This window comes from Pseudomonas sp. 14P5.3.2 (genome assembly GCF_057799175.1).
Genome location: NZ_JBYOKU010000006.1, coordinates 1 through 23,709, shown reverse-complemented (window position 1 = coordinate 23,709; position 23,709 = coordinate 1). Strand labels below are relative to the sequence as shown.

Sequence of the window (23,709 nt, the reverse complement as noted above, 5' to 3'; positions counted from 1 at the left end):
GCTGTGCGGGCCTTCTGCGTTTTGGTGTGGTATTTGTTGAGTTTCTACAGGTACCCACGAGAAAGGGAAAACTCATGCTGCGAATTCTGGGCAAGGCCTCATCGATCAACGTACGCAAAGTGCTGTGGACCTGCGCCGAACTGCAGATTCCGTTCACGCGTGAGGATTGGGGATCGGGATTCAAACCCACCGACACCCCAGAGTTCCTCGCCCTCAACCCATGCGCGATGGTGCCGGTGATTCAGGACGGCGATTTCACTCTGTGGGAATCCAATACGATCATTCGGTATCTGGCGGGCGCCCATGGCGGCGCAGACCTTTACCCCGCCGAGCCGCGAACCCGCGCGCGGGTCGATCAGTGGATCGACTGGCAGGCGTCGGAGCTGAATCGCTCGTGGTCGTATGCGTTCATGTCGCTGGTGCGCCAGTCACCGGATCACCAGGACCGCGCCGCTGTGGCCAAGGGCATTGAGCAGTGGTCGCAGACCATGGGCATCCTCGATCAGCAGTTGCAGAAGACTGGCGCCTACGTCAGTGGCGAACAGTTTTCCCTCGCCGATATCCCCATCGGGCTGTCGATCAACCGCTGGTTCGAAACGCCGCTCGCGCATCCGGACTATCCCGCCGTCAGCGCGTATTACCAGCGTCTGAGCCAACGCGAAGGCTTTCGCCTGTATGGCCGAAACGGTACGCCATAACGAAAAAACCTCTGGTTCTCGATCACGGAACCAGAGGTTTTTATTGGCCTGAAACGTAGATCAGGCCGGAACACCCAGAATGATGTGCGACGCCTTGATCACCGCCGTGGCGCTCACACCTTTGGCCAGACCCAGCTCGGCAACGGCATCACGGGTAACGATCGAATAAACCTTCGAACCGCCGGCCAGCTCGATCACCACTTCAGCATTGACCGCGCCGTCGGTGACGCTCAGCACTTTGCCTTCCAGGCAGTTGCGCGCCGACAGGCGAATGTCGCTGGATTCGGTCATCAGCATCACCCAAGGTGCCTTGACCAGCGCAACGGCTTCCTTGCCAACGGCGATGCCAAGGTTCTTGATGCTTTCCATGGTCACGACGGCAACCAGTTGCTCGCCCCCGGCCAGGGTCAGAACCACTTCGGCGTTGACCGCACCGGCCTGCACCTGGCTGACGTTGCCTTTGAATACGTTGCGTGCGCTGACTTTCATGACGGGCTTCCTTTTTTGACTTTAGAGTTAGGAAAAACGGCCTGCATCATCAGAGTTAGCGTTATATAGAAACAACTACAGCGCTGCGCTCTGTTGTCACACTTGCACTGTGCAAACACCTGTCGAGCAACAATAGATCAGATCAACAGATCTTCATAAAACGCGCCAAACGGTCGCTGCGGGTGGGCGATCTGGATTTCCAGAATCCACACCCCGGCATTTGGCGTCTGCTCGAAATCGCCGAGATTGCCGCCGCGATGGATCGCATGAGGGAAATCGCTGACGCGGTGGCCCTTGATGTCGAGATTGAGCTTCCAGCCCATGGCGTCTGCCTGATCGCTGGCGTAACGGTACAACTCGACACCGCTCACGCCTTGGCGCCATAACGCCTCGACCCGCTTGAACAGCTCTTTGGACGCCGCTGCACAGGCGATCATTTCCGGATCGGATCCGGTGGTGAAGGTTTCGCCGGCATCGCCTTCGTGCCCCTGCCAGACCACGCCCATGTCGATGAAGAAAATATCGTTCTCACCGAGTACCGGATCGCCTTCGGAACGTTCCTTGAACGCCTTCAGCGTGTTGGCGCCAAAGCGGATCAGCAGCGGGTGCCAGATGCGGTCCATGCCCAGTTCGGCGAGGATCTGTTTGCCCTGTTCCTGGGCTTCGGATTCACGCATGCCGGGCTTGATCACCTTGGCGATGGCATCAACGGCGTTCCAGGTCAGGCCCTGCGCATGACGCATGGTTTCCAGCACAAACCGCTCACCGACTGCTTCTTTACCGCTCAGGGCTGCACTCATGTCCTTGTCCTCATGGCTACGCTGTATAGTTTTTTATATTGCGAAACGCCGATCAAGATACAGCCATGACACAACGTGTCAATTACTCTTCTGCGCGCACCACGCCGCGCTCCTCCAGCAAACGCACGAACATGCTCAAGCTGCGCGACACCGTGCCCCGGCGCCAAACCAGCCACGTGGTCAGATAGCGAAAATCCGCTGCCAGCGGCCAGACGCTGACCGTCGCGCTGCCGGGCATGCTCTGCAGCATTTTGCGCGGCATCAACGCCAGCCCGGCCCCGGCGCTGACGCAGGCGAGCATGCCGTGATAGGACTCCATCTCGAAGATCTTGCCCGGCACCGCAGCGTCGGTGCTGAACCATTTTTCGAAGTGATGACGATAGGAGCAGTTGGAGCGAAACGCATAGATGTTCTCGCCGTTCACATCCGCCGCGCGCTGCACCGGCGCGTGATTGAGCGGCGCGATGATGACCATCTCTTCCTCGAACGCCGGCACGCCTTCGAGCGTTGGATGCAACACTGGGCCGTCGACAAACGCAGCGGCCAGACGCCCAGAAAGTACGCCGTCGATCATCGTCCCGGATGGCCCGGTCGACAGATCCAGATCGACTTTCGGGTGAAGCTGGTTGTACGCCGCCAGCAGTTCGGGAATGCGCACCGCTGCGGTACTTTCCAGCGAGCCGAGAGGAAACGCGCCCTGCGGCTCTTCGCCAGCGACGGTGGCCCGCGCCTCCTGTACCAGATCGAGAATACGCCGCGCATATTCGAGAAAACTCCAGCCGGCGGGCGACAAACGCAGACGGCTTTTCTCGCGGATGAACAGGTCGACGCCCAAGTCCTGCTCCAGTTGCTTGATCCGCGTGGTCAGGTTCGATGGCACGCGATGAATCTGCGCCGCCGCAGCGCTGATGCTGCCGTGCTCGGCAACGGCCTTGAAGATTTCCAGCTGCACGAGATCCACAGTCATTCTCCAATCGTGAAAGAAACGATCTTTATTATTCAGTTTCCAGAAAACAAACGCCACCCTACTCTAGGCCCATCCACTGAACTCGCAGGAGCCAGCCATGAGCCAGATTTCCAGCCAGACCCAGGCCATCTCGATCAACCCCGCCACCGGCGAGCAGATCGGTCACTACGCCTTTGAATCAGCCGAGGCTCTCGACGCTGCGCTGACCCGCGCCGCGTTCGGTTTCTCGAAATGGAAACGCAAGCCGCTGCAGGATCGCTCCCGTGCCTTGACCGCCCTTGCCGGCGCTCTACGCGAAACTGCCGAAGCCATGGCGACCATGATCACTTTGGAAATGGGCAAGCCGATCACTCAGGCCCGTGGCGAAATCGAGAAATGCGCCAAACTCTGTGAGTGGTACGCCGAAAACGGCCCGGCCATGCTCGACGCCGAACCGACCCAGGTCGAAGGCGGCAAGGCGCGCATCGAGTACCGACCGCTCGGCCCGATCCTCGCGGTGATGCCGTGGAACTTCCCGATCTGGCAAGTGCTGCGCGGCGCCGTTCCGGCGCTGATCGCCGGCAACACCTACGTGCTCAAGCACGCGCCGAACGTGATGGGCAGCGCCTACCTGCTGCGCGACGCGTTCAAGCGCGCCGGTTTCGCTGACGGCGTGTTTGAAGTGATCAACGTCACCCCTGAAGGTGTTTCCAGCGCCATCGCCGACCCGCGCATCGCCGCCGTCACCCTGACTGGCAGCGTCCGCGCCGGCATGGCCATCGGTGCCCAGGCGGGTGCCGCGCTGAAGAAATGCGTGCTGGAGTTGGGCGGTTCCGACCCGTTCATCGTGCTCAATGACGCTGATCTGGACGAAGCCGTGCAGGCTGCCGTCGTCGGCCGCTACCAGAACTCCGGCCAGGTCTGCGCCGCGGCCAAGCGTCTGATCATCGAAGAAGGTGTGGTCGAGGAGTTCACCCGCAAATTCGTTGAGGCCACCCGTCAATTGAATGTCGGTGATCCGCTGTCCGCCGACACCTACATCGGCCCAATGGCGCGTTTCGATCTGCGTGACGAACTCGACCAGCAAGTGCGCGACACCCTCGAAGAAGGCGCCACCCTGTTGCTCGGCGGCGGCAAGGCCCAAGGCCCGGGCAACTACTACGAGCCGACCGTGCTGGCGGATGTCACCGACCGCATGACCTCGTTCAAACAGGAACTGTTCGGCCCGGTCGCCTCGATCATCACCGCCCGCGATTGCGCCCACGCCATCGCCCTGGCCAACGACAGCGACTTCGGCCTGACCGCGACGATCTACACCGCCAACGTGCAACTGGCCCAGCAGCTGACCAGCGAACTGGAAACCGGCGGCGTGTTCATCAACGGCTACTCCGCCAGCGACCCGCGCGTGACCTTCGGCGGCGTGAAGAAAAGCGGTTTCGGCCGCGAACTGTCGCACTTCGGCGTGCGCGAGTTCTGCAACGCGCAGACCGTGTGGCTGGATCGCAAATAATCAGGACTCCAACACGCACTGGTGGGAGTGGGCTTGCTCACGAAGGGGTCGGCATGTTCAGCATTGATAGTGACTGATCTGACGCCTTCGCGAGCAAGCCCGCTCCCACACTCGAAAATTCCGCACACACCGCTATAGCAAGTCGGGCGTTGCTTTTTGCGGCTGCGCAACCGCCCGATCCTTGCTCAGCAGCCCCAGCACCACTGCCGCCGAAGCCAGCGTGATCACGGTCAGGATGTGCAGCAGGTACTGGAACGCCGAGGCATAACCTTGCACCAGACGCTCGCTGGCCAGCCCCGCAATGGCGTTGATCGCGTGCGCCATGTCGCCCGTGGTAACCCGGTGCGCGGTCTCGGCAATCAACCCCGTGTCGACACTGCCAGCCACCGCGCTCGACAGATCGGTGTGCAGCAGCGAAGCGAGAATCGCCGCGACACTTGCCAGGGCAATGCCCTCACCCGCCACGCGCACCGTATTGAAAATCCCCGCGGCCATCCCTGCACGTTCTTTCGGCACCACGCTGACCGACAAGCCATCCATCAAGCCCCATGGCAGGCCGGCGCCAACACCGATCAACACCATTGGAATGACCAGAGCGAATTTCGGCTCGCCAACGTTGTACAGACTCAGCCAGTGCAGACCCAGCGCGGCGATCAGAAAACCGATCCCCGACAGGATGCCCGCCGAGACAAACCGGGTCATCGACGCCGCCAGCATCGGAACCACCAGCATCGGTGCGGACAGCGCGAGCAACAGCAGACCGGCGTCGATTTCACTCAAGCCTTCAACCCCGATAAAGCGCAGCGGCAGCATTACAACCAGCACGATGTAGCAGTAGCAGGTACCGATCGGCAGCATTTGCACGCCGATGAAACGCGGAAAACGGAACAGGGTCAGGTCAAGCATCGGCCGTTCGACGCGCATTTCGATGATCACGAACAACGCCAGCAACAATGCCGACGCACCAAGCAGACCGACCACCAGCGGGCTGCCCCAACCGCTTTCCGGGGCCTGGATCACGCCGAACGTGAACAGCGCCAGCATCGCGCTGAAGGTGACAGTACCCGGCCAGTCCAGGCCCGTGGCGTCCGGGTCACGGGTTTCGCGCATGCGGGGCAGGCCGAAGACCATGGCGATCACACCGATCAACGCGGTGAACACGAAAATCGCCCGCCAATTGAACGCTTCGATCAAGGCCCCGGCCGTCAACGGACCGAAGGCCAGACCGATACCAAACGTAGTACCGAGCATGCTGTACGCACGAGTGCGGGCATGGCCTTCGAACTCCTGGGCCAAGGCCGCTGAACCACTGGCCAGCGCTGCAGCCCCCGCCACACCCTGAACGGCGCGCAGCACGTCGAGCCAGAACACCGACGGCGCTAGGCTTTGCGCCAGCGAGGCTGCGGTAAACAGCAACATGCCGAAGGTAAACAGGCGCTTGCGGCCGTAGACATCAGCCAGTGCACCTGCGGCCATCAGCAAGCTGCCGAAAGACAACATGAACGCGTTGGTGATCCACGTCAGGGCGACAGGGCTGCCGCCCAGATCACGGCCGATGGCGGGGGTTGCCACCGCGCCGCCGGTAAAACTTAACGGAAGAACCAGTGCCGACAGGCAGATGGCCGCGAGGATCAGCAGCTTGTCGCGCTCACCCCGCTGTTGAGCAACAGATGTCATGAGTCAATCCTGTGTCAGAAGGAAAAAACGCTGCTCGAAGGCAACGCGTAAACAGCCCGATCCCTGTAGGGGGACGCCGTTGGAAGGCCATTGTTGATGACGCCAAGCTATTGATAAACTCCGCCAATCGAGACGCTTAGTCGCTCAAGGGGAGACAATCATGGAACGTGCCGATACTTCATTTCCCGACATCGCTGCGTTTGTCGGCGTCGCCCAGACCGGCAGCTTCACCCGCGCAGCGGAGAACCTGGCGACCAGCAAATCTAACGTCGGAAAGGCCGTTCAGCGCCTGGAATCACGCCTGGGCACCAAGCTGTTTCAACGCACCACCCGCGCGGTGCGTCTGACCGAAGACGGCGAGACTTATCTGCTGGCCGCGCAAGCCGCACTCGATGGCTTGCGCGACGCCGCCCAGGCGCTGGCAGCGCGCAAGGAAGAACCGATCGGCCGTGTGCGTCTCGACATTCCCTCGGGTTTTCGCCAGTTGTTTCTGCCAACCCTTTCCGAGCTGCGTCATCGTTACCCACAGGTCACGCTTGAGCTGTCGATGACCGATCGCATGTCAGATGCCGTGGGCGAAGGCTGGGACATCGTCGTGCGTGCCGGCGTCCTGCCCCAGGACAGCGAAATGACCGTGCGCAAACTGTGCAACACCACGTTGAGCCTGTACGCATCGCCGGACTATCTGGCCCGCCATGCGCCGATTGAAACGGCGGCGGACCTGGTGCACCACGATGCGGTGATTTTCCGTGGTTTCACCGGGAAGCTGCGGCCATGGTCGCTGACCGAAAACGGGCACTTTCGCGAACTGGCGCCACCGCCGGTGCTGGTGCTTTCCGACGGTCAGGCGATGATCGATGCGACGGTGGTGGGCCTCGGCATTTCACAGCTGTTCAACCAGGTCGCCCAGCCCTATGTCGATTGCGGACGTCTGGTCCCGGTATTGCCGGCACTGGATTCGCCCGGGCCTCCGGTGCACGCGCTGATCCCTCTCGGCAATCGCATGCCGGCGAAAACCCGCGCCGTGCTCAACTACCTCGCCGATCGCTTGCGCTAGCCTTGCAATACATCACTGCGGGAACGGGCTTGCTCGCGAAGAGTCCGGGTCAGTCACCATCACGTTCACCTGACACAGCGCATTGGCGAGCAAGCCCGCTCCCACAGGTAATCAGGCATTCGATCGTGTGCATCGCCGGGAGCAGCGTCGCTGCGAGTTCAACGGCCCGGGCCGTCGGGCGTACGCCCCGGCCCGTGCGTACAAACAAGGGATCGGCAAACCGCACCCGCAACCGCGCCAGTGCGCCACTCACGGCGGGCTGACCGACCTTGAGCAGCGCCGCCGTGCGCGAAACATTACGCTCGCGAAACAGCACCACAAATGTCACCAGCAGGTTCAGATCGACACCACGAAAACTCGCCTCGTTGATTGCCATCGCCCTGCCTCACACATGACTCGCGGTGAAACTGCTGGCCGCGACGCGCTTGACCGCGCGACAATCGAGCAGCCGTTCCAGATCATTCAACGCCGGATGGGCGAAGTGCGCACGCATCGCCGCCGTCGACTCCCAGTAGCCGGTGATGATCCACAGATCGGCATCCGCCAGGCTGCGCACCGCCTGATAGGACAGACATCCCGGCACCTCGCCCAGGGTTTGCAGCAGCCGGTCGATCGGCGCACGCAAGTCTTGCGACTGGCCGCTGACCGCCAGCACTTCGATCACATTGACCGCAGCGGTTTTCATATCGATTTCTCCCCAGCATTGCCCCAGCCGCCCCCCAGGGCACGGATCAGATTGACCGTTGCCACCGCCTGCGCGCCCTGCAGTTGCACGGCGGCCCGACGCGATTGCAGCGCCGTGCGTTCGGCGTCGATCACCGACAGATAAATCACATCGCCCTCGGTGTATTGCGCCTGCGCCAACCGGGCCGCACGCGCCGATGCATCCACGGCTTGCGCCTGAGTCTTTGTCTGCTCTTCCAGCACCCGCAGGTCGGACAGGTTGTCTTCCACTTCGCGGAACGCCACCAGCACCTGCTGCCGATAGTTGGCCACGTCCTCTTCATACTCGGCGTTGGCCTTGGCCAGATTGCCCTTGCGCAAGCCGCCGTCGAAGATCGGCAGGTTCAGCGCAGTGCCGGCCAGCGGCCCGAGCAGGAAGGTCCGGCTGCTCCAGTGGAACAGATTGCTCAGCGAGCCGGACTCGAACCCGGCCGAGCCCGTCAATGTCAGCGACGGAAAGAATGCCGCTTTCGCCACACCGATCCGCGCATTGGCCGCCGCCATTTCCCGCTCGGCCGCAGCGATGTCCGGCCGCCGCTCCAGCAGCGACGACGGCAGCCCCGCGGGAATGCGCAAGGTCACTGGATCGAGCGGACTGGCCGCCAGGGAAAACTGCGCCGGACTTTTGCCCAGCAACACCGCCAGGCTGTGCTCGGACACTGCGCGCAAGCGCTGCACGGTCATCGCATCTGAACGCGCCGTGGCCAGCTCGGTCTCGGCCCGGGCCACGTCCAGTTCGCTGATGTCGCCCAGCGAATAGCGCTGCTGCACCAGCTTCAGCGCTTGTTCGCGCAACCGTACCGTCGAGGCATAAACCTCGTTTTCGGCATCGAGTTGGCGCAAGGTGAAGTAGTTCTGCGCCAGGTCCGCCTGCAACGCCAGCAACACCGAACGGTAGAGTGCCTCGCTGCGTTGGGTTTGTGCATCGGCAGCCTCTACCGTCGAGGCCACCCGACCGAACAGGTCGACCTCGTAAGACACGCCCGCCTGCGCACGCCACAAGGTCTGGCTGGCACCCTTGCCGCTATCGGATTCATATTGCGAGGCTGGCGAGACCCGTTGCCGGGTCGGACCGACACCGGCGTCCACCGTCGGGAACAGTTGTGAGCGCTCCGCCTGATTCAACGCCCGCGCCTCCTTCAACCGCGCCGCTGCCGCCAGCAGACTCTGGTTGGCATCGCGCGCCTGTTGCTGCAAGTCGTTCAACTGCTGATCGCCGAACACCGTCCACCATTCACCACGAGCGATGCCCTCCGACGGCTGCGCGGTTTTCCAAGACCCGGCTTCAGCGGCAGACAACGCGGTACGCGGCTCCTGGGTCTTCTCTTCCTTGTAGGCCGGTGGCATCGACACATTGGGTTTGAGGTAAGTCGGCGCCAGCGAGCAACCGGCGGTGGCCAGTACCGCGGCGAGCCAGACACTGCCCACCAGCAAACGATTCAAGGCAAATACTTTCATGTCGTTCTCCTTACTTCTCGTAGGCCGCTTGCGGCGTGCGCGGCAAAGTCGGGTGGGTCGAAACGCCGTGAGTGACAATGCTGTGATCGTGGGCCGTTGCGTCGGCGTCCGGGTGCGGATGCCTGCCGTGCGTGTCGACCAGATGCTCGACACCGGACAGCTTGCGCAGCAGCACGTAGAACACCGGCGTCAGCATCAGCCCGAACAGGGTCACGCCGAGCATGCCGAAGAACACCGCGATGCCCATGGCCTGGCGCATCTCGGCACCGGCGCCGGTGGAGAACACCAGCGGCACCACGCCCATGATGAACGCGATGGAGGTCATCAGAATCGGTCGCAGCCGCAGCCGACTGGCCTCGATCGCGGCTTGCACCACGCTGCGGCCCTGCATCTCCAGTTCACGGGCGAATTCGACGATCAGGATTGCGTTCTTCGCCGACAGCCCCACCAGCACCATCAAGCCGATCTGGGTGAAGATGTTGTTGTCGCCATGGGTCAACCACACCCCGGCCAGCGCCGAGAGAATGCTCATCGGCACGATCAGGATGATCGCCAGCGGCAAGGTCAGGCTTTCGTACAGCGCCGCCAGCACCAGGAACACCAGCAATACGCTGATCGGGAACACCCACAGCGCCGAATCGCCGGCCAGCACTTGCTGGTAGGTCAGGTCCGTCCATTCGTACCTGATACCGCGCGGAAACACCTCTTTCGCAATCCGGTCGACCGCAGCCTGCGCCTGACCGGACGAATAACCCGGGGCCGGCCCGCCGTTGATATCGGCAGCGGTGAAGCCGTTGTAACGCACGACCATTTCCGGGCCGTAAGTGGTGGTGACCTTGATCAGCGACGACAGCGGCACCATCTCGCCCTTGTCGTTGCGGGTTTTCAGCACGCCGATATTTTCGGCGTTGGCACGGAACGGGGCATCGGCCTGAGCCCGTACCTGATATACACGGCCAAAGGCGTTGAAGTCGTTGACGTACATCGAGCCCAGATAGATCTGCAGGGTGTCGAATACATCCGTCACCGACACCCCCAACTGCTTGGCCTTGACCCGATCCAGCTCGACATTCAGTTGCGGCATGTTGATCTGGAAGGTCGAGAACGCCGGGCCGAGTTCCGGCGCTTTGGCGGCTGCGGCGAGGAAGTCCCGCGTCGCCTTGTTCAGCGCCTCGTAACCCAGCGCGCCGCGGTCTTCGATCATCAGCTTGAAGCCGCCAACAGTGCCCAGACCGGCCACTGGCGGGGGCGGGAACACGGCAATCGCGGCGTCCTTGATACCGGCGTATTCAGCGTTCAACCGGGCAACGATCGCCGAGGCGGATTGCTCCTTGCTGCGGTACTTCGAGGGCTCCAGCACCGGAAACACCAGGGCGCTGCTCGGCGAGTTGGCCAGGCTGACCGACAGACCGGGGAACTGCGGCAAGTTCTTCACCCCGGGAATCGCCAGGGCGATATCGCCCATGTCGCGCACGACTTTCTCGGTTCGGTCCAGGGTCGCGCCGCTCGGCAGTTGCGCGATCGCTACCACGTAATCCTTGTCCTGCCCCGGCACAAAACCGCCGGGCACAATTTTGCCCATCCACACCGCCGCGCCGAGCAACACGCCATAGATCACCAGCATCACCAGTTTGCGGTTGACCACATGGCGCACGCCTTTGCCGTAATTGTCCGAGCCACGATTGAACACTCGATTGAAGACGTTGAAGAAGCCACCAAGCAGCGTGTCCATGATCCGCGTCAGACGATCTTTCGGCGCGTCATGCCCCTTGAGCAGGATGGCCGCGAGTGCCGGCGACAAGGTCAGCGAATTGAACGCGGAAATCACCGTCGAAATCGCGATGGTCATCGCAAACTGCTGGTAGAACTGCCCGGTGAGTCCGGACATGAACGCCAGCGGCACAAACACCGCCACCAGCGTCAGTGCAATCGCGATGATTGGCCCGCTGACTTCCTGCATGGCTTTATAGGTCGCATCACGGGGCGACAGACCGGCTGCAATATTGCGCTCGACGTTCTCCACCACCACGATCGCGTCGTCGACCACGATGCCGATGGCCAGCACCATGCCGAACAGCGACAAGGCGTTGATGGTGTAACCGAACCCCAGCAGCAGCGCGAACGTACCAATGATCGACACCGGCACCGCCAGCAACGGGATCAGCGACGCACGCCAGGTTTGCAGGAACACGATGACCACCAGCACCACCAGCGCGATGGCCTCAAGCAGGGTCTGGATCACCGCGTGGATGCTGTCGCGGACAAACTGGGTCGGGTCGTACTTGATGCCGTAATCGACACCGTCCGGCATGTCCTGTTTGATTTCCTCCATGACCTTGCGCACGTCATCGGAAATCTGCAGCGAGTTGGCACCCGGCTGCTGGAAGATGATCATCTGCACTGCAGGCTTGTTGTCGAGCATGGCGCGCAAGGTGTATTCGGATGCGGCCATTTCCACCCGTGCCACGTCCGACAGATGCGTCACCGCGCCGGCGCTGCTCTTGAGGATGATGTCGCGAAATTCCTGCTCGGTCTTCAGTCGGCCCTGGGCGTTGACGCTCAGTTGCATTGGCACGTCGGTGAGCATCGGTGCACCGCCGACAATGCCGGCAGCGACCTGTACGTTCTGCTCGCGAATGGCTTTCACCACGTCCAGCGCGGTCATGTTCAGACGTGCGACTTTCTGCGGATCGAGCCAGATGCGCATCGAATAATCGCCCGCACCCCACATCACCACTTCACCGACGCCGGGAATCCGCGCCAGGCGATCCTTGACGTTGATCAGCGCATAGTTGCGCAGATAGGTCAGGTCATAACGCTGATTGGGCGAAAGAATGCTCACGCCCATGGTCAGGGTCGGCGACGACTTGATGGTGGTCACACCAAGGCGCTGCACGTCCTCAGGCAAGCGCGGCAGGGCCTGGGCCACGCGGTTCTGCACGAACTGCTGAGCCTTGTCCGGATCGGTGCCGAGCTTGAACGTCACGGTAGTGGTCATCTTGCCGTCACTGTTGGCCAGAGACTGCATGTACAGCATGTCCTCGACACCGTTGATCTGTTCTTCGATTGGCGAGGCCACGGTTTCGGCGATGACTTTCGGGTTGGCGCCAGGGTATTCGGCACGCACCACCACCGAGGGTGGCACCACTTCGGGGTATTCGGCAGTCGGCAGCCGGGTCAGGGCGATCAGCCCGGCCAGCACGATTACCATCGACAACACACCGGCAAAGATCGGCCGGTCGATAAAGAATTTTGAGATGTTCATGGCGATTCCCGGATTAAGCCGCAGGCCTGGCGGCGCGATTGACGCTGACCATGTCGACGGTATTGACGTGAACGGCGTCGTTGGGGCGTACACGCTGTACGCCGCTGACGATCACCCGGTCTCCTGCCTTGAGGCCGGACGTGACGATGCGCAGCCCTTCATGCAGGTTGCCCAGCGTCACTTCGCGGTACTCGACGCGATCCTGGGCGCCGACCACCAGCACGAACTTGCTCGCCTGATCGGTGCCGATCGCCGAGTCGTCAACCAGCACGGTCTCGAACGGCTTGCCGCCACCGACCTTGATCCGCGCATACAGACCCGGCAGCAGCGCGCCGTTGGCGTTGTCGAAACGCGCCCGGACGCGGATGGTGCCGGACTGGGTGTCGAGCTGGTTGTCGATCGAATCCACTGCGCCCTGACGCGAATAGCCGTCTTCGTCGGCCAGCCCCAGGGACACGGGGGCGCCGCTGCCGGACGCCTGATTGAGGTAGCGCAGGTAGGTTTGTTCATCGACATCGAACGAGGCGTAGATCGGCGAGACCGATACCAGGCGGGTCAGCAGCGGCGCCGTTGCGCCGCTCGACACCACGTTGCCGACCGTCAGTTCGGCGCGGGAAACTCGACCGGCCACCGGTGCCTTGATCTCGGTGTACGACAGGTTGACCCGAGCGGCATCCAGCGCTGCTTTCGCCACCTTGACCTGAGCCACGGCTTCACGGGCGGCGTTTTGTTTCTCGTCAAAATCACGCTTGGCGATCGCGTTCTGTTCCACCAGCCGGGCGGCACGTCCGGCGTCGGTGGCGGTATAGCCGGCACGGGACTCGGCAGCAGCCAGTTGCCCGGCGGCGCGATCGACTTCCGCCAGATAGGGACGCTGGTCGAGGGTGAACAGCAGATCGCCCTTCTTCACCAGCGTGCCATCCTTGAAGTGCACGCCGACGATGGTGCCCGGCACCAACGGTCGGATATCCACTTTGTCGACCGCCTCCAGGCGCCCGGAATAGCTTTGCCATTCACTGATCGTCTTGAACACGACGGTGGCAACATCCACCTCGGCTTTGGCGGCTGGCGCGGTGTCGGCATGAGCGTTGGCTATCGGTCCGAAATGATCGCCATAGTTGACGACGATGCCGGCCGTGCCGGCCACTAAGAGCGTACTTAATGCGACGGAAAGCCGTTTACGACTGGCGACCATTTCACTTCTCCCGAAACTATTGATGATGTTCAAAACTTATTAAAAAACTGCAACTTCAAGACGCACGCATCCCTGCAATAAAACTTCACTGCATAACTTCCCGATACGCGATTAGTTCAATCCATGAGTTCTGCCGACAAGGCGCCGATGTATTCATCGACAATGCCGCTTTCACTCAGCGCGCAACACAGTCGGTGCACATAATCTGCGTTCGTCCCCATCGGTCCTTCGGCGAGTGCCACACTACCGGCGATGGTCTCAATCCGTGCATCCGCCTCGAACAGCGGGTGATCGGGATCCGCGACAAACACCAGCGCCAGTACGTCACGACCATCGGCCAGTTGCACGCCGGTCCAGATCGGCCGGTAGGCACCGGTGGGCATTTCGCGGATCCACAGTGAAATCAGTTCGTCGCGAGCCACCGCCTGGCTGATCTTGAACGCGACGCCGTGGGTTTCCCCGCCGCGCTGCAGGGCCAGCATCCGACCCGGCAGTGCCACTGTCGCGCGCCCGGCGATCATCCGCAGGCAGAAACTGCGATGCCAACCGTGCAGGGTCGCCAATTGGTGCTCGGCAAATTCGAACAGCGGGTTCCAGATCAGCGAGCCGTAACCGAAGACCCAGATGTCGCCCTCGCCGGGACGCGCGTTCAGGGTGTCTTCCATCGACTGACCGATCCGCTCCAGCGTCCACAACAGTTCCGGGGGAACGTCGCTGAACTTCTCCAGATAAGCGCCTGAGCTGATCAACTGTTTCGTCAACATCGCCGTGGTCTCTGCGGTGGGCATTTGCCGTTGAGCGAATGGTGGCCGAGACCTGACGCCGGATAAACAACACCGGACGCTACTCTTAGTAGCTCCAGCGGAGACAATCAGGCCTGAATGCCCGCCACGGCGGGTTTGGCGGAGGGATAGCTGTGTGGCCCAATTGTCTCCATAAAAGCTACAGAGCATCACCTTTCACGGTATTTATCGCCTTAACCGCGGCGTGCAGACTGGATTTGCCGGTCCACTCCAGGGCCCCGACTTTCTCCCAAAGGTGACTACCATGAAGCTCTACATTGCCAACCAGACTTGCTCCCAGGCCGTCCAGATCATCGCCAACGAATTGGGCCTGACCCCGGAATTGGTGCACTTCGACGTATTCGGCCGGACCACCTCCAGCGGCGAAGATTTCGCGGCGGTGAACCCACTGCTGTATGTACCCGCCCTGCTGCTCGACAACACCTTCAACGATATCCTGTCGGAAACCATCGTCATTACCTCCTACCTCGCCGACCAGCATCCAGAGTCCGGCCTGATCCCGGCGCGCGGCACGCTGGAACGGGTCAAGGTCGACCAGTTGCTGACCTTCGTCGCCACCGAGATCGCCCAGAAACACATTCCGTTGATGCGCAAATTGCTGACTGAAGACGGCACACAGTGGACACGCAACAAGATCGTCAGCGCCTATGCCCAACTCGACGCACGCCTGGCCGACGGCCGTACCTGGCTGACCGGTGACCAGTTCTCCGTGGCCGATGCGTACGTCTTCGCCACCTGGTGGCACGAACGCTCCGGCGCACAGATCGAACACCTGCCACACCTGATGGCGTGGAAGAATCGCATCGATGCCCGCCCTTCGGTGCACAAGGCGCTGACAGAAGAAGCGGCGCTGTACAGCAAACATATGGAACAACTAAAACAACTTGATTGAAGGGCTCGAAGAAACAGGTCGCTCAAGCGGCCTGTTTGCATTTGCGATATCCGTCAAGTTGATAACAACATTAAAAACCGGGCAAAAAAAAGGCCGCCTGATAACAGGTGGCCAAAACCAAAGGGTAAACAGAATAGGGATTTCATGTTTACGGTCGCGAGTTTATTCAGATCCGCGACAACTTTCTTATTGTTACCGGCAATACCTGACATCAACAAAATCCGCTTTACTGCAGGAGCAGACAGTGAGGTCTATAGTGATCAGGTCTTGTGCCCTGGCGTCGAGCGTTGCCCATGACCTCAACCGAACACCTGATCATCTGCGAGCATTGCGACTGCGTGTACGAAAAAGTCGTGCTCGGCAAACACCAGAAAACCCTCTGCGTACGTTGCGGCGGCGTGCTGCAGCGCTATAACGGCTTGACCGTCGAGCAGCGGCTGGCCTTGAGTTTCACCGCGGCGATGCTGTGGCTGTTCGCCAATTTCTATCCGGTGATGAGCATCAGCATGAAGGGTTTGAAAAACAGCGCGACGCTGTGGGATTCGGTGCTGGCGCTGAGTCAGGGACCGATCACATTCATGGCGATGGTCGCGGCGATTTCGATCATCATCGCCCCAGCGTTTCAACTGGTGCTGTTGATCTGGGTGCTGAGTTTCGCCTTGTCATCGCGCCGGGCACCGGGCTTCAAGCTGTGCATGCGCTGGCTGGAAACCCTGCGTCCGTGGAGCATGCTCGAAGTGTGTCTGCTGGGGGCGATGGTCGCGGTGTTCAAACTGGCCGGGCTGCTCGATGTGCTGCCGGGTATCGGCCTGTTTGCCCTGGCCGTGTTGAGCCTGATGATGATCCGCATTGCCGGGCGCGACATTCGTGACCTTTGGGACATCCTATGAAGCGTCCAGCGACCGCCAGCGAACTGAATCTGTGCCTGTGCCACAGCTGCGGGCTGGCCTGCGACATGACCGATGAGCCGCACCAATGCCCGCGTTGCGACGCGCCGTTGCATCGGCGCAAGACCAATTCCCTGGCGCGTACCTGGGCCTTCCTGTTTGCCGCGCTGGCGTTCTACGTGCCGGCCAATCTGCTGCCGGTGATGAACACCATGATGCTCGGCAACGGCGCCGACAGCACGATCATGAGCGGCGTGCTGGAGTTCTGGGAGGGCGGCGCGTGGGACATCGCGCTGATCATTTTCATCGCCAGCATCGCGGTGCCGGGCATCAAGTTCGTGGCCCTGTCGCTGCTGCTGATCACTGTGCAGCGCGACAGCGGCTGGGCGCGCCGTGAGCGCTCGAAGCTGTACCGTTTCGTCGAGCTGATCGGCTACTGGTCGATGCTCGACGTGCTGGTGGTCGCACTGGTCGCGGCGCTGGTGAAATTCCAGGCGCTGGGCGATATCGAACCACGCCCGGGCATCCTGTTTTTCGGCATGGTGGTGGTGTTCACCATGCTCTCGGCGATGAGTTTCGACCCACGGCTGATCTGGGACAACGCCCCGGACGACGAACCGCTCAGCGACGTACCACCTCAAGCAGCACCTGCAACGGATGGCGCAGCGCCCGATCCGACTGGCGCTTGACCTGACTGCGGCAGGAATAACCGGTGGCCAGTGCTTCGCCCTGCTCCGCCGGTGCCTCGACCTGCCGCGCCCACGATTGCTCGTAGATCACCGCCGAAGTTTCGCGGTTGCGCGCTTCATGGCCGTAGGTGCCGGACATGCCGCAGCAACCGGTGGCCTGCGTCGCCAGTTTCAAGCCGACCCGTTCGAACACTTGCTCCCACTGGCGGGTGGCGGCCGGCGCGTTGGTTTTCTCGGTGCAGTGCGCCAGGAGCCGGAATGCACTTGCCGATTTGTTATTCGCCTGCTCCGGCATCACCTTGAGCAGCCATTCCTGTACCAGCGCGACTTCCGGGCATTGGTTCATGCCGGGCACTTTCAAGTATTCCTGGCGATAGACCAGGGTCATCGCCGGATCCAGCCCCAGCAACGGTACGCCAACATCCGCCAGCTCTCGCAGTTGCCGCGCATTGCGCAGTGCCGCGCGGTTGAACGCCGACAGAAAGCCCTGCACATGCAGCGGCTTGCCGTTGGCGCTGAACGGCGCCAGATAAACCTGATAGCCGAGCCGCGAAATCAGCTCCACCAGATCCGCCAGCAGCGGCGCTTCGAAGTAACGGGTGAAGGCATCCTGCACCAGCACCACACTGCGCTCGCGCTGGGCCTGGGTCAGCGTCGACAGCGTGGAAACCGTCGCCGGCTGCACCTTCCAGCGGCGCATCGCCGCGTGGAAATCGAAGCGGCTGAGCAACGGCACATCGACCATGCCACCAAGACGCTCCAACTGTTGGCGCACGAATGAAGCGCCCATCAAACCGTTGTACAGCGCCGGAATCCGCGCCATGTACGGAATGCTGTACTCCAGCGAAGCAATCAGATAATCCCGCGCCGGGCGCAGATAACGGCTGTGATACAACTCCAGAAACCGCGAACGAAACTCCGGCACGTTGACCTTGACCGGGCATTGCCCCGCGCAGGATTTACACGCCAGGCATCCGGCCATGGCGTCATACACCTCATGGGAAAAGTCTGCGGCCTGCCCACGGCTGTTGCGCCAGCGCGTCCACAAGTTGCGGAAAAACGCCGGGCGGCGGATCGCACCCGACAACACATCCACCCCTGCCTCGCCCTGCAAACGCAGCCATTCACGGATCAGTGAGGCGCGGCCCTTGGGCGATTGCGCACGCTCGCGGGTGGCTTTCCACGACGGGCACATGGCGTCGTCGGGATCGAAGTTGTAGCAGGCGCCGTTGCCGTTGCAATGCATGGCCGCGCCGTAGCTCTGCCAGACCTTTTCGTCGATCTGCCGATCGAGTTCGCCGCGCAAGGTCACTTCGTCGATCTTCAGCAATGCCGCAGCGGTGTTGGCCGGGGTGGCGATCTTGCCCGGGTTGAACTGGTTGAACGGGTCGAACGCGGCTTTCAGTGCCTGCAACGCCGGGTACAGCTCGCCGAAAAAGGCCGGCGCGTATTCCGAGCGCAGACCTTTGCCATGTTCGCCCCACAACAGGCCGCCGTAGCGTTGGGTCAGCGCGGCGACACCGTCGGACACCGGACGCACCAGTGCCGCTTGCTGCGGATCCTTCATGTCGAGAATCGGCCGCACGTGCAGCACGCCAGCATCGACGTGGCCGAACATGCCGTACTGCAAGCCGTGGCTGTCGAGCAGTTCGCGCAACTCGGCGATGTACTCGGCCAAGTGCTGCGGCGGTACCGCGGTGTCTTCAACAAATGGCTGCGGCCGCGCTTCGCCGGCAACGTTGCCGAGCAGGCCGACGGCGCGCTTGCGCATGCCATAGACCTTGTTCACCGCCGCTTGGCCGACCGCCAGCGTATGGCCAAGGCGTTCGACCGTGGTGTCACTGCTCAAGTGCTCAAGGAAGGCTTGAACCCGGTGCTGCAGATCTTCAGGATCGTCGCCACAGAACTCCACCAGGTTGATCCCCAGCGTCGGCCGCTCGGCACTTTCCGGGAAGTATTCGGCGACGCCGTGCCAGACGATGTCCTGCATCGCCAGCAGCAACACCTTGGAATCCACGGTTTCAATCGACAGCGGCTTGAGCGCCATCAGCGCCCGGGCATCGCGCAGCGCATCCATGAATCCGGCGTAGCGGATATTCACCAGCATCGTGTGCTTGGGGATCGGCAGCACGTTGAGCTTTGCCTCGACCACAAAGCCGAGTGAGCCCTCGGCGCCGCACAACACGCTGTTGAGGTTGAAGCGGTTGTCGGCCTCGCGCAGGTGCGCCAGGTCGTAGCCGGTCAGGCAGCGGTTGAGATCGGGGAAGCGCTGCTGGATCAGCTCGCCCTGCTCGTCAATGATCTGCCGCGCACAGCGATAGACTTCACCCACCCGATCTTCACGGGCGCACAGCGCTGTCAGCTCGTCTTCCGCCAGCGCGGCGCCGTGCAGGCGTTCACCGCCGCGCAGAACCATGTCGAGTTCCAGCACATGGTCGCGGGTCTTGCCGTAGGTGCAACTGCCCTGGCCGCTGGCGTCGGTGTTGATCATGCCGCCGACGGTGGCGCGGTTGGAGGTCGACAGTTCCGGGGCGAAAAACAGCCCGGCGGATTTCAGCGCGGCATTCAACTGATCCTTGACCACCCCGGCCTGTACCCGCACCCAGCGCTGCTCGACGTTGATTTCCAGAATGCGGTTCATGTGCCGCGACAGGTCGACGACGATGCCGTCGGTCAGCGACTGGCCGTTGGTGCCGGTACCACCGCCACGCGGGGTAATCACCACTTGCTGATACGCCGGCTCGGCGATCAGCCGTGCCACCCGCGCCACATCCTCCGCATCCATTGGAAACACCGCCGCTTGCGGCAGACGCTGGTAGATCGAGTTGTCGGTGGCGAGCACTACGCGGCTGGCGTAATCGGTACTGATCTCGCCACGAAAACCACTGGCTTTCAGGGCGTTGAGGAACAGTTGGTAATCAGTGGTCAATGCAGCGGCGGGTGACAGCTGGGCAATCATCGGTGAGGAAATCTCGGTCAAAATCGGGCCGTGTGGCGGTGAACAGTTGTGCGCAATGAATGATTGCGTCACGCTCCCGCCATCTCATGGTGCTTATGTTCATTGCTTGGCGCCGTCGGGACAAACGTAAAATCGACCCGCAATCCATGACTAAAACGAATGAATCCGCGAACCCTCACCCCTTCCATGTCGTTATTGCTGGCCTTCGAGGCCGCCGCACGCCATGAAAGCTACACCCGCGCCGCCCACGAACTGTCGCTGACGCAAAGCGCAGTCAGCCGTCAGGTGCAGATTCTGGAAAAGATGCTCGGCATGCGCCTGTTCAGCCGCGAAGGTCGGCAAGTGGTGCTGACGGATGTAGGGCGCATGTACCAGCGTGAACTGGCGGAAGCCCTCGGGCAGATCCGCAGCGCGACCCTACAGGCCATGGCGTTCGGTTCAGGCATCCACAGTTTGCGTCTGGCGACGCTGCCGACCTTCGGCTCGAAATGGCTGCTGCCGCGACTCAAGGACTTCTACACCGCGCACCCCGGCATGACCGTGCACTTGCATTCACGGATCGAAGCGATTGACTTCGACACCAGCGAGATCGATGCGGCGATCTGTGTCGGTGCGGGAGACTGGCCGGGCTTGAGCGCCCTGCCCCTGCACACTGAAGAACTGGTGGTGATTGCCAGTGCACAGTTGTCATTGGCTGAACGTGATGAAGCGGAACAACACATCGCCGGGCAGTTACTGCTCAATGTCAGCAGCAACGCCCAGGCCTGGGCGGAATGGTTCACCCATCATGGTTTGCCACACCGCAGCATGCGCATCGGCCCGAGCTTTGAAATGACTTCGCACCTGATCCAGGCGGTGCGGGCGAATATTGGCGTCGGGCTGGTGCCGCGGATTCTGGTGGAGGATGAATTGCTTAACGGCGAGCTGCTGCAACTGGGGGAGCCGATCACCAGCCGGCGCAGCTATTACCTGGTGTATCCGCCGCGTAATGAGGCGTTACCGTCACTGAAAGCGTTCAGGGATTGGTTGGTGGATACGCTCTGACCGGAGATCCCACCAATGCACAACATAACGAAACGCCGCTCGATGAGCGGCGTTCGGTCAATCCCGGTACTGGCGCTTTAGCGGTGGCGGCGCACTCGGCCCTTTGACGAGGGGTTTGGCCAGCAGCTTGCCGTCCGGGCCATAAAAGAGGCGCCTGACGCTTGGCGGCATGGGAGTAGGCTCTTTTGCGCTCATGATGAAACCTCTTCGACAGAACTGAATTCGACCCACTGGACTTTCGAGGAATCTATCACCAATAGTTCGGCGCCAAAAGGCAACGCTACGCCATCCTCCCCCAACCAGCCTGGATTCAGCATGATGAACTGCCCCTCCAGCGGGCCGGAAGGCCACTCGACGGGCCAGCCAAACAATCGCCTTTCATCCGTCAAATGCAGCGTAACCAGCCGATTGTGGCGAGCAAAGGTGCTGTACCACTCGCTGGGGTAAGAGTTTTTATTCGTTACATTTTTTCTTCGTAACCATTTGTGCAATTTGTCATTCGAAGCCAGAGCACACGACAGCAAGCCAAGCCCCATTGCAACCATAAACGCCCACATAGCATGGGCTTTGCCATCCCATTTCCCTACAGAAAAGCCCTTCGAGCCTATCCATAAGCCAATAGCCCCGATCCCCAACACCACCCCATGAATCACAAACGTAAAAATCAACGCCTGCACAATCTGCCCAAAGGTGTCAGGCCGCTTGAACGAAGTGAGCGTGTAAAAAATCCAGGTAGAAACAAATCCGGGAATCAGATACTGCAACAACGGAATAACTTCCTTGACCAGATCATCCATGATCCGTGGCTCCTTGAAAGACTGCCGGCCCGATAAGTGACCGGCAATCAAAGCCTAGTGCACGCTGAAAAAATGCCGCCGCGCAACTGTCACAGCGCATTACGCCAGCCGCTAAAACCTACGCATCCTGCAAAATCAGATCAGCGCCCTTCTCCGCCACCATCAGCACCGCCGCATGCGTATTGCCCGAGGTCACGTTCGGGAAGATCGACGCATCGACAATCCGCAACCCGGCAAGGCCATGCACCTTCAGACGCTTGTCGACCACCGAAGTCTGCTCATCCGCACCCATCGCGCAGGAACCACACAGGTGATAGATCGAGCCACAGTTGTCGCGGAAGTACTGCAACATCTGCTCGTCGGTTTCCACTGCCGGTCCCGGCAGGACTTCATCAACGGTGATGCTCTTGAGCGCCGGGGCGTTCATGATCTTGCGCATCAGGCGACTGCCCTGAATCACTTCGTCAATGTCCTTTTGCGTGCTCAGATAGTTCGGATCGATCAGTGCCGCATCACGCGGATTCTTCGACGCAATTTCGACGTAGCCGCGACTGGTCGGCCGGCACGGGTTGAAGCACAGCAGGAAGCCCGAATACGGCTCCGGCTTGAGGCTGGCCTTGTTGTTTTTCGGAATCTGGTACGACAGCGGGTTGAAGTACAGCTGCAAATTGGGATGCGCCTGCTGCGCGTTGCCACGGAAGAAACCGCCCGCCTGATTGACGCTCATGGCCAGTGCGCCCTTGCGGGTCAGCAGGTATTTGATGCCGAGTTTGAGCTGGCCGAACAGCGAGCTCAGCTCATCGTTCAGCGTCGGGATATTGGCTTTGTAGTAGTAGCTCACGCACAGGTGATCTTGCAGGTTCTGCCCCACTGCCGGCAGGTGCCTGACCAGCGGGATCTGGTGCTTTTCCAGCAACGCGCGATCAGCCACCCCGGACAATTGCAGGATTTTCGGCGTGTCGACGGCGCCGGCACACAGGATCACTTCCTTGCGCGCGGTGAACGTCCGCGCCACACCATGCTGGGTGATCGAGATGCCTGTGGCGCGCTGCTGCGTCTCGTCAAACAGTACGCGATCGACCAAGGCGTAATGCTCGACGGTCAGGTTCGGCCGGCTCAGTGCCGGATGCAAATGCGCGAAGCTGCTGGAGCAACGCTGGCCGTTTTTGGTGTTGACGTCGTACAGGCCCGCGCCTTCGAATTTTGCCCCGTTGAAATCGTCGCTGCGCGGGTAGCCCAACTCTGAACAGCCCTCGAGGAACACATCGCAAATCGGGTGAGTCTGGCCCTTCATCGGAGTGATGCTGATCGGGCCGCTAGCGCCGTGGTATTCGCTGTCACCCAGCGGATGGTTTTCCAGTTTGCGGAAGTACGGCAGCACGTCCTTGAAGCCCCAGCCGTCGTTACCGTTGGCCGCCCAGTCATCGAAGTCGTGGGCTTGGCCGCGCACGTAAATCATCGCGTTGATCGAACCCGAACCGCCCTGCACTTTGCCGCGCGGGGCGTAGATTTCGCGATTGCCCAACTGCTTCTGCGGCTGGCTGTAGTACATCCAGTTGAAGGTCGGGTTGTAATACATTTTGGCGAAGCCGACCGGGATCCTGAACCACAGCGAGCTGTCCTTGCCACCCGCTTCCAGCAGCAGCACCGTGTATTGCCCGGAGGCCGAAAGCCGATTGGCCAGAACGCAACCTGCTGCGCCGGCGCCAGCGATGATGTAGTCGTATGTCATGCACGGTTACCGCGTAAGTCGTTGTACAAAAAATCGGATGAGCAACGGAATTCCCCTGTGGGAGCGGGCTTGCTCGCGAAGGGGGTGT

Annotated in this window: 20 protein-coding genes; 7 read left to right on the top strand and 13 right to left on the bottom strand. The window is 61.3% G+C overall.

The features are described from left to right. Positions 1–74: 74 nt before the first annotated feature. The gene (locus tag AC27VU_RS06625; protein ID WP_262143538.1) at positions 75–698 is read left to right on the top strand and encodes a glutathione S-transferase family protein; all 624 of its coding nucleotides are present in this window, start codon (positions 75–77) and stop codon (positions 696–698) included. Positions 699–758: 60 nt separating this feature from the next. Here AC27VU_RS06625 and AC27VU_RS06620 read toward each other — a convergent pair whose 3' ends face one another. The 3 genes from AC27VU_RS06620 to ptrR all read right to left on the bottom strand — a co-directional run bounded on the left by AC27VU_RS06620 (position 759) and on the right by ptrR (position 2,948). Further along, complete coding sequence (locus tag AC27VU_RS06620) at positions 759–1,187, bottom strand: TOBE domain-containing protein (RefSeq protein ID WP_262143537.1); 429 nt, start codon at positions 1,185–1,187, stop codon at positions 759–761. A gap of 137 nt (positions 1,188–1,324) precedes the next feature. Then, entirely contained in the window at positions 1,325–1,987 is a 663-nt protein-coding gene (locus AC27VU_RS06615; RefSeq protein ID WP_488723713.1) for a M24 family metallopeptidase, read from the bottom strand. 82 nt (positions 1,988–2,069) lie between these two features. Further along, complete coding sequence (gene ptrR, locus AC27VU_RS06610) at positions 2,070–2,948, bottom strand: putrescine utilization regulator PtrR (protein ID WP_045122799.1); 879 nt, start codon at positions 2,946–2,948, stop codon at positions 2,070–2,072. A gap of 103 nt (positions 2,949–3,051) precedes the next feature. On the opposite strand from ptrR, the gene AC27VU_RS06605 reads away from it, so the two are divergent. Further along, positions 3,052–4,443 carry an aldehyde dehydrogenase family protein gene (locus AC27VU_RS06605; RefSeq protein WP_488723712.1) on the top strand — a complete coding sequence of 464 codons (1,392 nt, stop codon included), beginning with the start codon at positions 3,052–3,054 and terminating at the stop codon, positions 4,441–4,443. A 132-nt stretch (positions 4,444–4,575) separates the two neighbouring features. Here AC27VU_RS06605 and AC27VU_RS06600 read toward each other — a convergent pair whose 3' ends face one another. Then, the gene (locus tag AC27VU_RS06600) at positions 4,576–6,120 is read right to left on the bottom strand and encodes an MFS transporter (RefSeq protein WP_003225875.1); all 1,545 of its coding nucleotides are present in this window, start codon (positions 6,118–6,120) and stop codon (positions 4,576–4,578) included. A gap of 160 nt (positions 6,121–6,280) precedes the next feature. On the opposite strand from AC27VU_RS06600, the gene AC27VU_RS06595 reads away from it, so the two are divergent. After that, a complete protein-coding gene (locus AC27VU_RS06595; RefSeq protein ID WP_051018084.1) occupies positions 6,281–7,177 on the top strand; it encodes a LysR family transcriptional regulator in 897 nt (298 codons plus the stop codon). Between the two features lie 49 nt (positions 7,178–7,226). Here AC27VU_RS06595 and AC27VU_RS06590 read toward each other — a convergent pair whose 3' ends face one another. From AC27VU_RS06590 to AC27VU_RS06565, 6 genes are all read right to left on the bottom strand, one after another. After that, positions 7,227–7,553 carry a LysR family transcriptional regulator gene (locus AC27VU_RS06590; RefSeq protein ID WP_103484169.1) on the bottom strand — a complete coding sequence of 109 codons (327 nt, stop codon included), beginning with the start codon at positions 7,551–7,553 and terminating at the stop codon, positions 7,227–7,229. Between the two features lie 9 nt (positions 7,554–7,562). After that, entirely contained in the window at positions 7,563–7,862 is a 300-nt protein-coding gene (locus AC27VU_RS06585; protein ID WP_103521407.1) for an antibiotic biosynthesis monooxygenase family protein, read from the bottom strand. Further along, complete coding sequence (locus tag AC27VU_RS06580; RefSeq protein ID WP_103521406.1) at positions 7,859–9,358, bottom strand: efflux transporter outer membrane subunit; 1,500 nt, start codon at positions 9,356–9,358, stop codon at positions 7,859–7,861. Before AC27VU_RS06580 ends, AC27VU_RS06585 begins: the two co-directional genes overlap by 4 nt. Before the next feature lie 10 nt (positions 9,359–9,368). Next, positions 9,369–12,623, bottom strand: coding sequence for an efflux RND transporter permease subunit (locus AC27VU_RS06575; RefSeq protein ID WP_488723711.1), 3,255 nt, complete (start codon positions 12,621–12,623; stop codon positions 9,369–9,371). A gap of 13 nt (positions 12,624–12,636) precedes the next feature. Beyond that, positions 12,637–13,818, bottom strand: a complete 1,182-nt coding sequence (locus AC27VU_RS06570; RefSeq protein ID WP_488723710.1) for an efflux RND transporter periplasmic adaptor subunit — start codon at positions 13,816–13,818, stop codon at positions 12,637–12,639. 116 nt (positions 13,819–13,934) lie between these two features. Then, positions 13,935–14,582 carry a gamma-glutamylcyclotransferase gene (locus tag AC27VU_RS06565; RefSeq protein WP_003225884.1) on the bottom strand — a complete coding sequence of 216 codons (648 nt, stop codon included), beginning with the start codon at positions 14,580–14,582 and terminating at the stop codon, positions 13,935–13,937. A gap of 283 nt (positions 14,583–14,865) precedes the next feature. Here AC27VU_RS06565 and AC27VU_RS06560 point away from each other — a divergent pair, with 283 nt between their 5' ends. From AC27VU_RS06560 to AC27VU_RS06550, 3 genes are all read left to right on the top strand, one after another. Further along, on the top strand, positions 14,866–15,513 hold the full coding sequence (locus AC27VU_RS06560) for a glutathione S-transferase family protein (RefSeq protein ID WP_003225885.1): 648 nt from the start codon (positions 14,866–14,868) through the stop codon (positions 15,511–15,513). Positions 15,514–15,806: 293 nt separating this feature from the next. After that, positions 15,807–16,403, top strand: coding sequence for a paraquat-inducible protein A (locus AC27VU_RS06555; protein ID WP_003225887.1), 597 nt, complete (start codon positions 15,807–15,809; stop codon positions 16,401–16,403). Continuing rightward, a complete protein-coding gene (locus tag AC27VU_RS06550; protein ID WP_003225888.1) occupies positions 16,400–17,089 on the top strand; it encodes a paraquat-inducible protein A in 690 nt (229 codons plus the stop codon). Before AC27VU_RS06555 ends, AC27VU_RS06550 begins: the two co-directional genes overlap by 4 nt. Here the strand turns inward: AC27VU_RS06550 and ydiJ are convergent. Then, on the bottom strand, positions 17,022–20,048 hold the full coding sequence (gene ydiJ / locus AC27VU_RS06545; protein ID WP_488723709.1) for a D-2-hydroxyglutarate dehydrogenase YdiJ: 3,027 nt from the start codon (positions 20,046–20,048) through the stop codon (positions 17,022–17,024). The two genes, AC27VU_RS06550 and ydiJ, sit on opposite strands and share 68 nt — an antisense overlap. A gap of 159 nt (positions 20,049–20,207) precedes the next feature. Between ydiJ and AC27VU_RS06540 the strand changes: the two genes are divergently transcribed. Beyond that, positions 20,208–21,092, top strand: a complete 885-nt coding sequence (locus tag AC27VU_RS06540; protein WP_045122511.1) for a LysR substrate-binding domain-containing protein — start codon at positions 20,208–20,210, stop codon at positions 21,090–21,092. A gap of 191 nt (positions 21,093–21,283) precedes the next feature. Here AC27VU_RS06540 and AC27VU_RS06535 read toward each other — a convergent pair whose 3' ends face one another. Then, complete coding sequence (locus AC27VU_RS06535) at positions 21,284–21,889, bottom strand: DUF6338 family protein (protein ID WP_488723708.1); 606 nt, start codon at positions 21,887–21,889, stop codon at positions 21,284–21,286. A 118-nt stretch (positions 21,890–22,007) separates the two neighbouring features. Beyond that, the gene (locus tag AC27VU_RS06530) at positions 22,008–23,621 is read right to left on the bottom strand and encodes a GMC family oxidoreductase (protein WP_488723707.1); all 1,614 of its coding nucleotides are present in this window, start codon (positions 23,619–23,621) and stop codon (positions 22,008–22,010) included. Positions 23,622–23,709 lie beyond the last annotated feature (88 nt).

What these genes read in the sequence shown, in the direction of transcription:
- AC27VU_RS06585 (WP_103521407.1), bottom strand. Translation starts at nt 7,862, where the DNA reads ATGAAAACCGCTGCGGTCAATGTGATCGAAGTGCTGGCGGTCAGCGGC.
- AC27VU_RS06600 (WP_003225875.1), bottom strand. Translation starts at nt 6,120, where the DNA reads ATGACATCTGTTGCTCAACAGCGGGGTGAGCGCGACAAGCTGCTGATC.
- AC27VU_RS06570 (WP_488723710.1), bottom strand. Translation starts at nt 13,818, where the DNA reads ATGGTCGCCAGTCGTAAACGGCTTTCCGTCGCATTAAGTACGCTCTTA.
- AC27VU_RS06565 (WP_003225884.1), bottom strand. Translation starts at nt 14,582, where the DNA reads ATGTTGACGAAACAGTTGATCAGCTCAGGCGCTTATCTGGAGAAGTTC.
- ydiJ (WP_488723709.1), bottom strand. Translation starts at nt 20,048, where the DNA reads ATGATTGCCCAGCTGTCACCCGCCGCTGCATTGACCACTGATTACCAA.
- AC27VU_RS06535 (WP_488723708.1), bottom strand. Translation starts at nt 21,889, where the DNA reads ATGGATGATCTGGTCAAGGAAGTTATTCCGTTGTTGCAGTATCTGATT.
- AC27VU_RS06540 (WP_045122511.1), top strand. Translation starts at nt 20,208, where the DNA reads ATGAATCCGCGAACCCTCACCCCTTCCATGTCGTTATTGCTGGCCTTC.
- AC27VU_RS06575 (WP_488723711.1), bottom strand. Translation starts at nt 12,623, where the DNA reads ATGAACATCTCAAAATTCTTTATCGACCGGCCGATCTTTGCCGGTGTG.
- AC27VU_RS06555 (WP_003225887.1), top strand. Translation starts at nt 15,807, where the DNA reads ATGACCTCAACCGAACACCTGATCATCTGCGAGCATTGCGACTGCGTG.
- AC27VU_RS06605 (WP_488723712.1), top strand. Translation starts at nt 3,052, where the DNA reads ATGAGCCAGATTTCCAGCCAGACCCAGGCCATCTCGATCAACCCCGCC.
- AC27VU_RS06530 (WP_488723707.1), bottom strand. Translation starts at nt 23,621, where the DNA reads ATGACATACGACTACATCATCGCTGGCGCCGGCGCAGCAGGTTGCGTT.
- AC27VU_RS06620 (WP_262143537.1), bottom strand. Translation starts at nt 1,187, where the DNA reads ATGAAAGTCAGCGCACGCAACGTATTCAAAGGCAACGTCAGCCAGGTG.
- AC27VU_RS06550 (WP_003225888.1), top strand. Translation starts at nt 16,400, where the DNA reads ATGAAGCGTCCAGCGACCGCCAGCGAACTGAATCTGTGCCTGTGCCAC.
- AC27VU_RS06580 (WP_103521406.1), bottom strand. Translation starts at nt 9,358, where the DNA reads ATGAAAGTATTTGCCTTGAATCGTTTGCTGGTGGGCAGTGTCTGGCTC.
- AC27VU_RS06595 (WP_051018084.1), top strand. Translation starts at nt 6,281, where the DNA reads ATGGAACGTGCCGATACTTCATTTCCCGACATCGCTGCGTTTGTCGGC.
- AC27VU_RS06615 (WP_488723713.1), bottom strand. Translation starts at nt 1,987, where the DNA reads ATGAGTGCAGCCCTGAGCGGTAAAGAAGCAGTCGGTGAGCGGTTTGTG.
- AC27VU_RS06590 (WP_103484169.1), bottom strand. Translation starts at nt 7,553, where the DNA reads ATGGCAATCAACGAGGCGAGTTTTCGTGGTGTCGATCTGAACCTGCTG.
- AC27VU_RS06625 (WP_262143538.1), top strand. Translation starts at nt 75, where the DNA reads ATGCTGCGAATTCTGGGCAAGGCCTCATCGATCAACGTACGCAAAGTG.
- AC27VU_RS06560 (WP_003225885.1), top strand. Translation starts at nt 14,866, where the DNA reads ATGAAGCTCTACATTGCCAACCAGACTTGCTCCCAGGCCGTCCAGATC.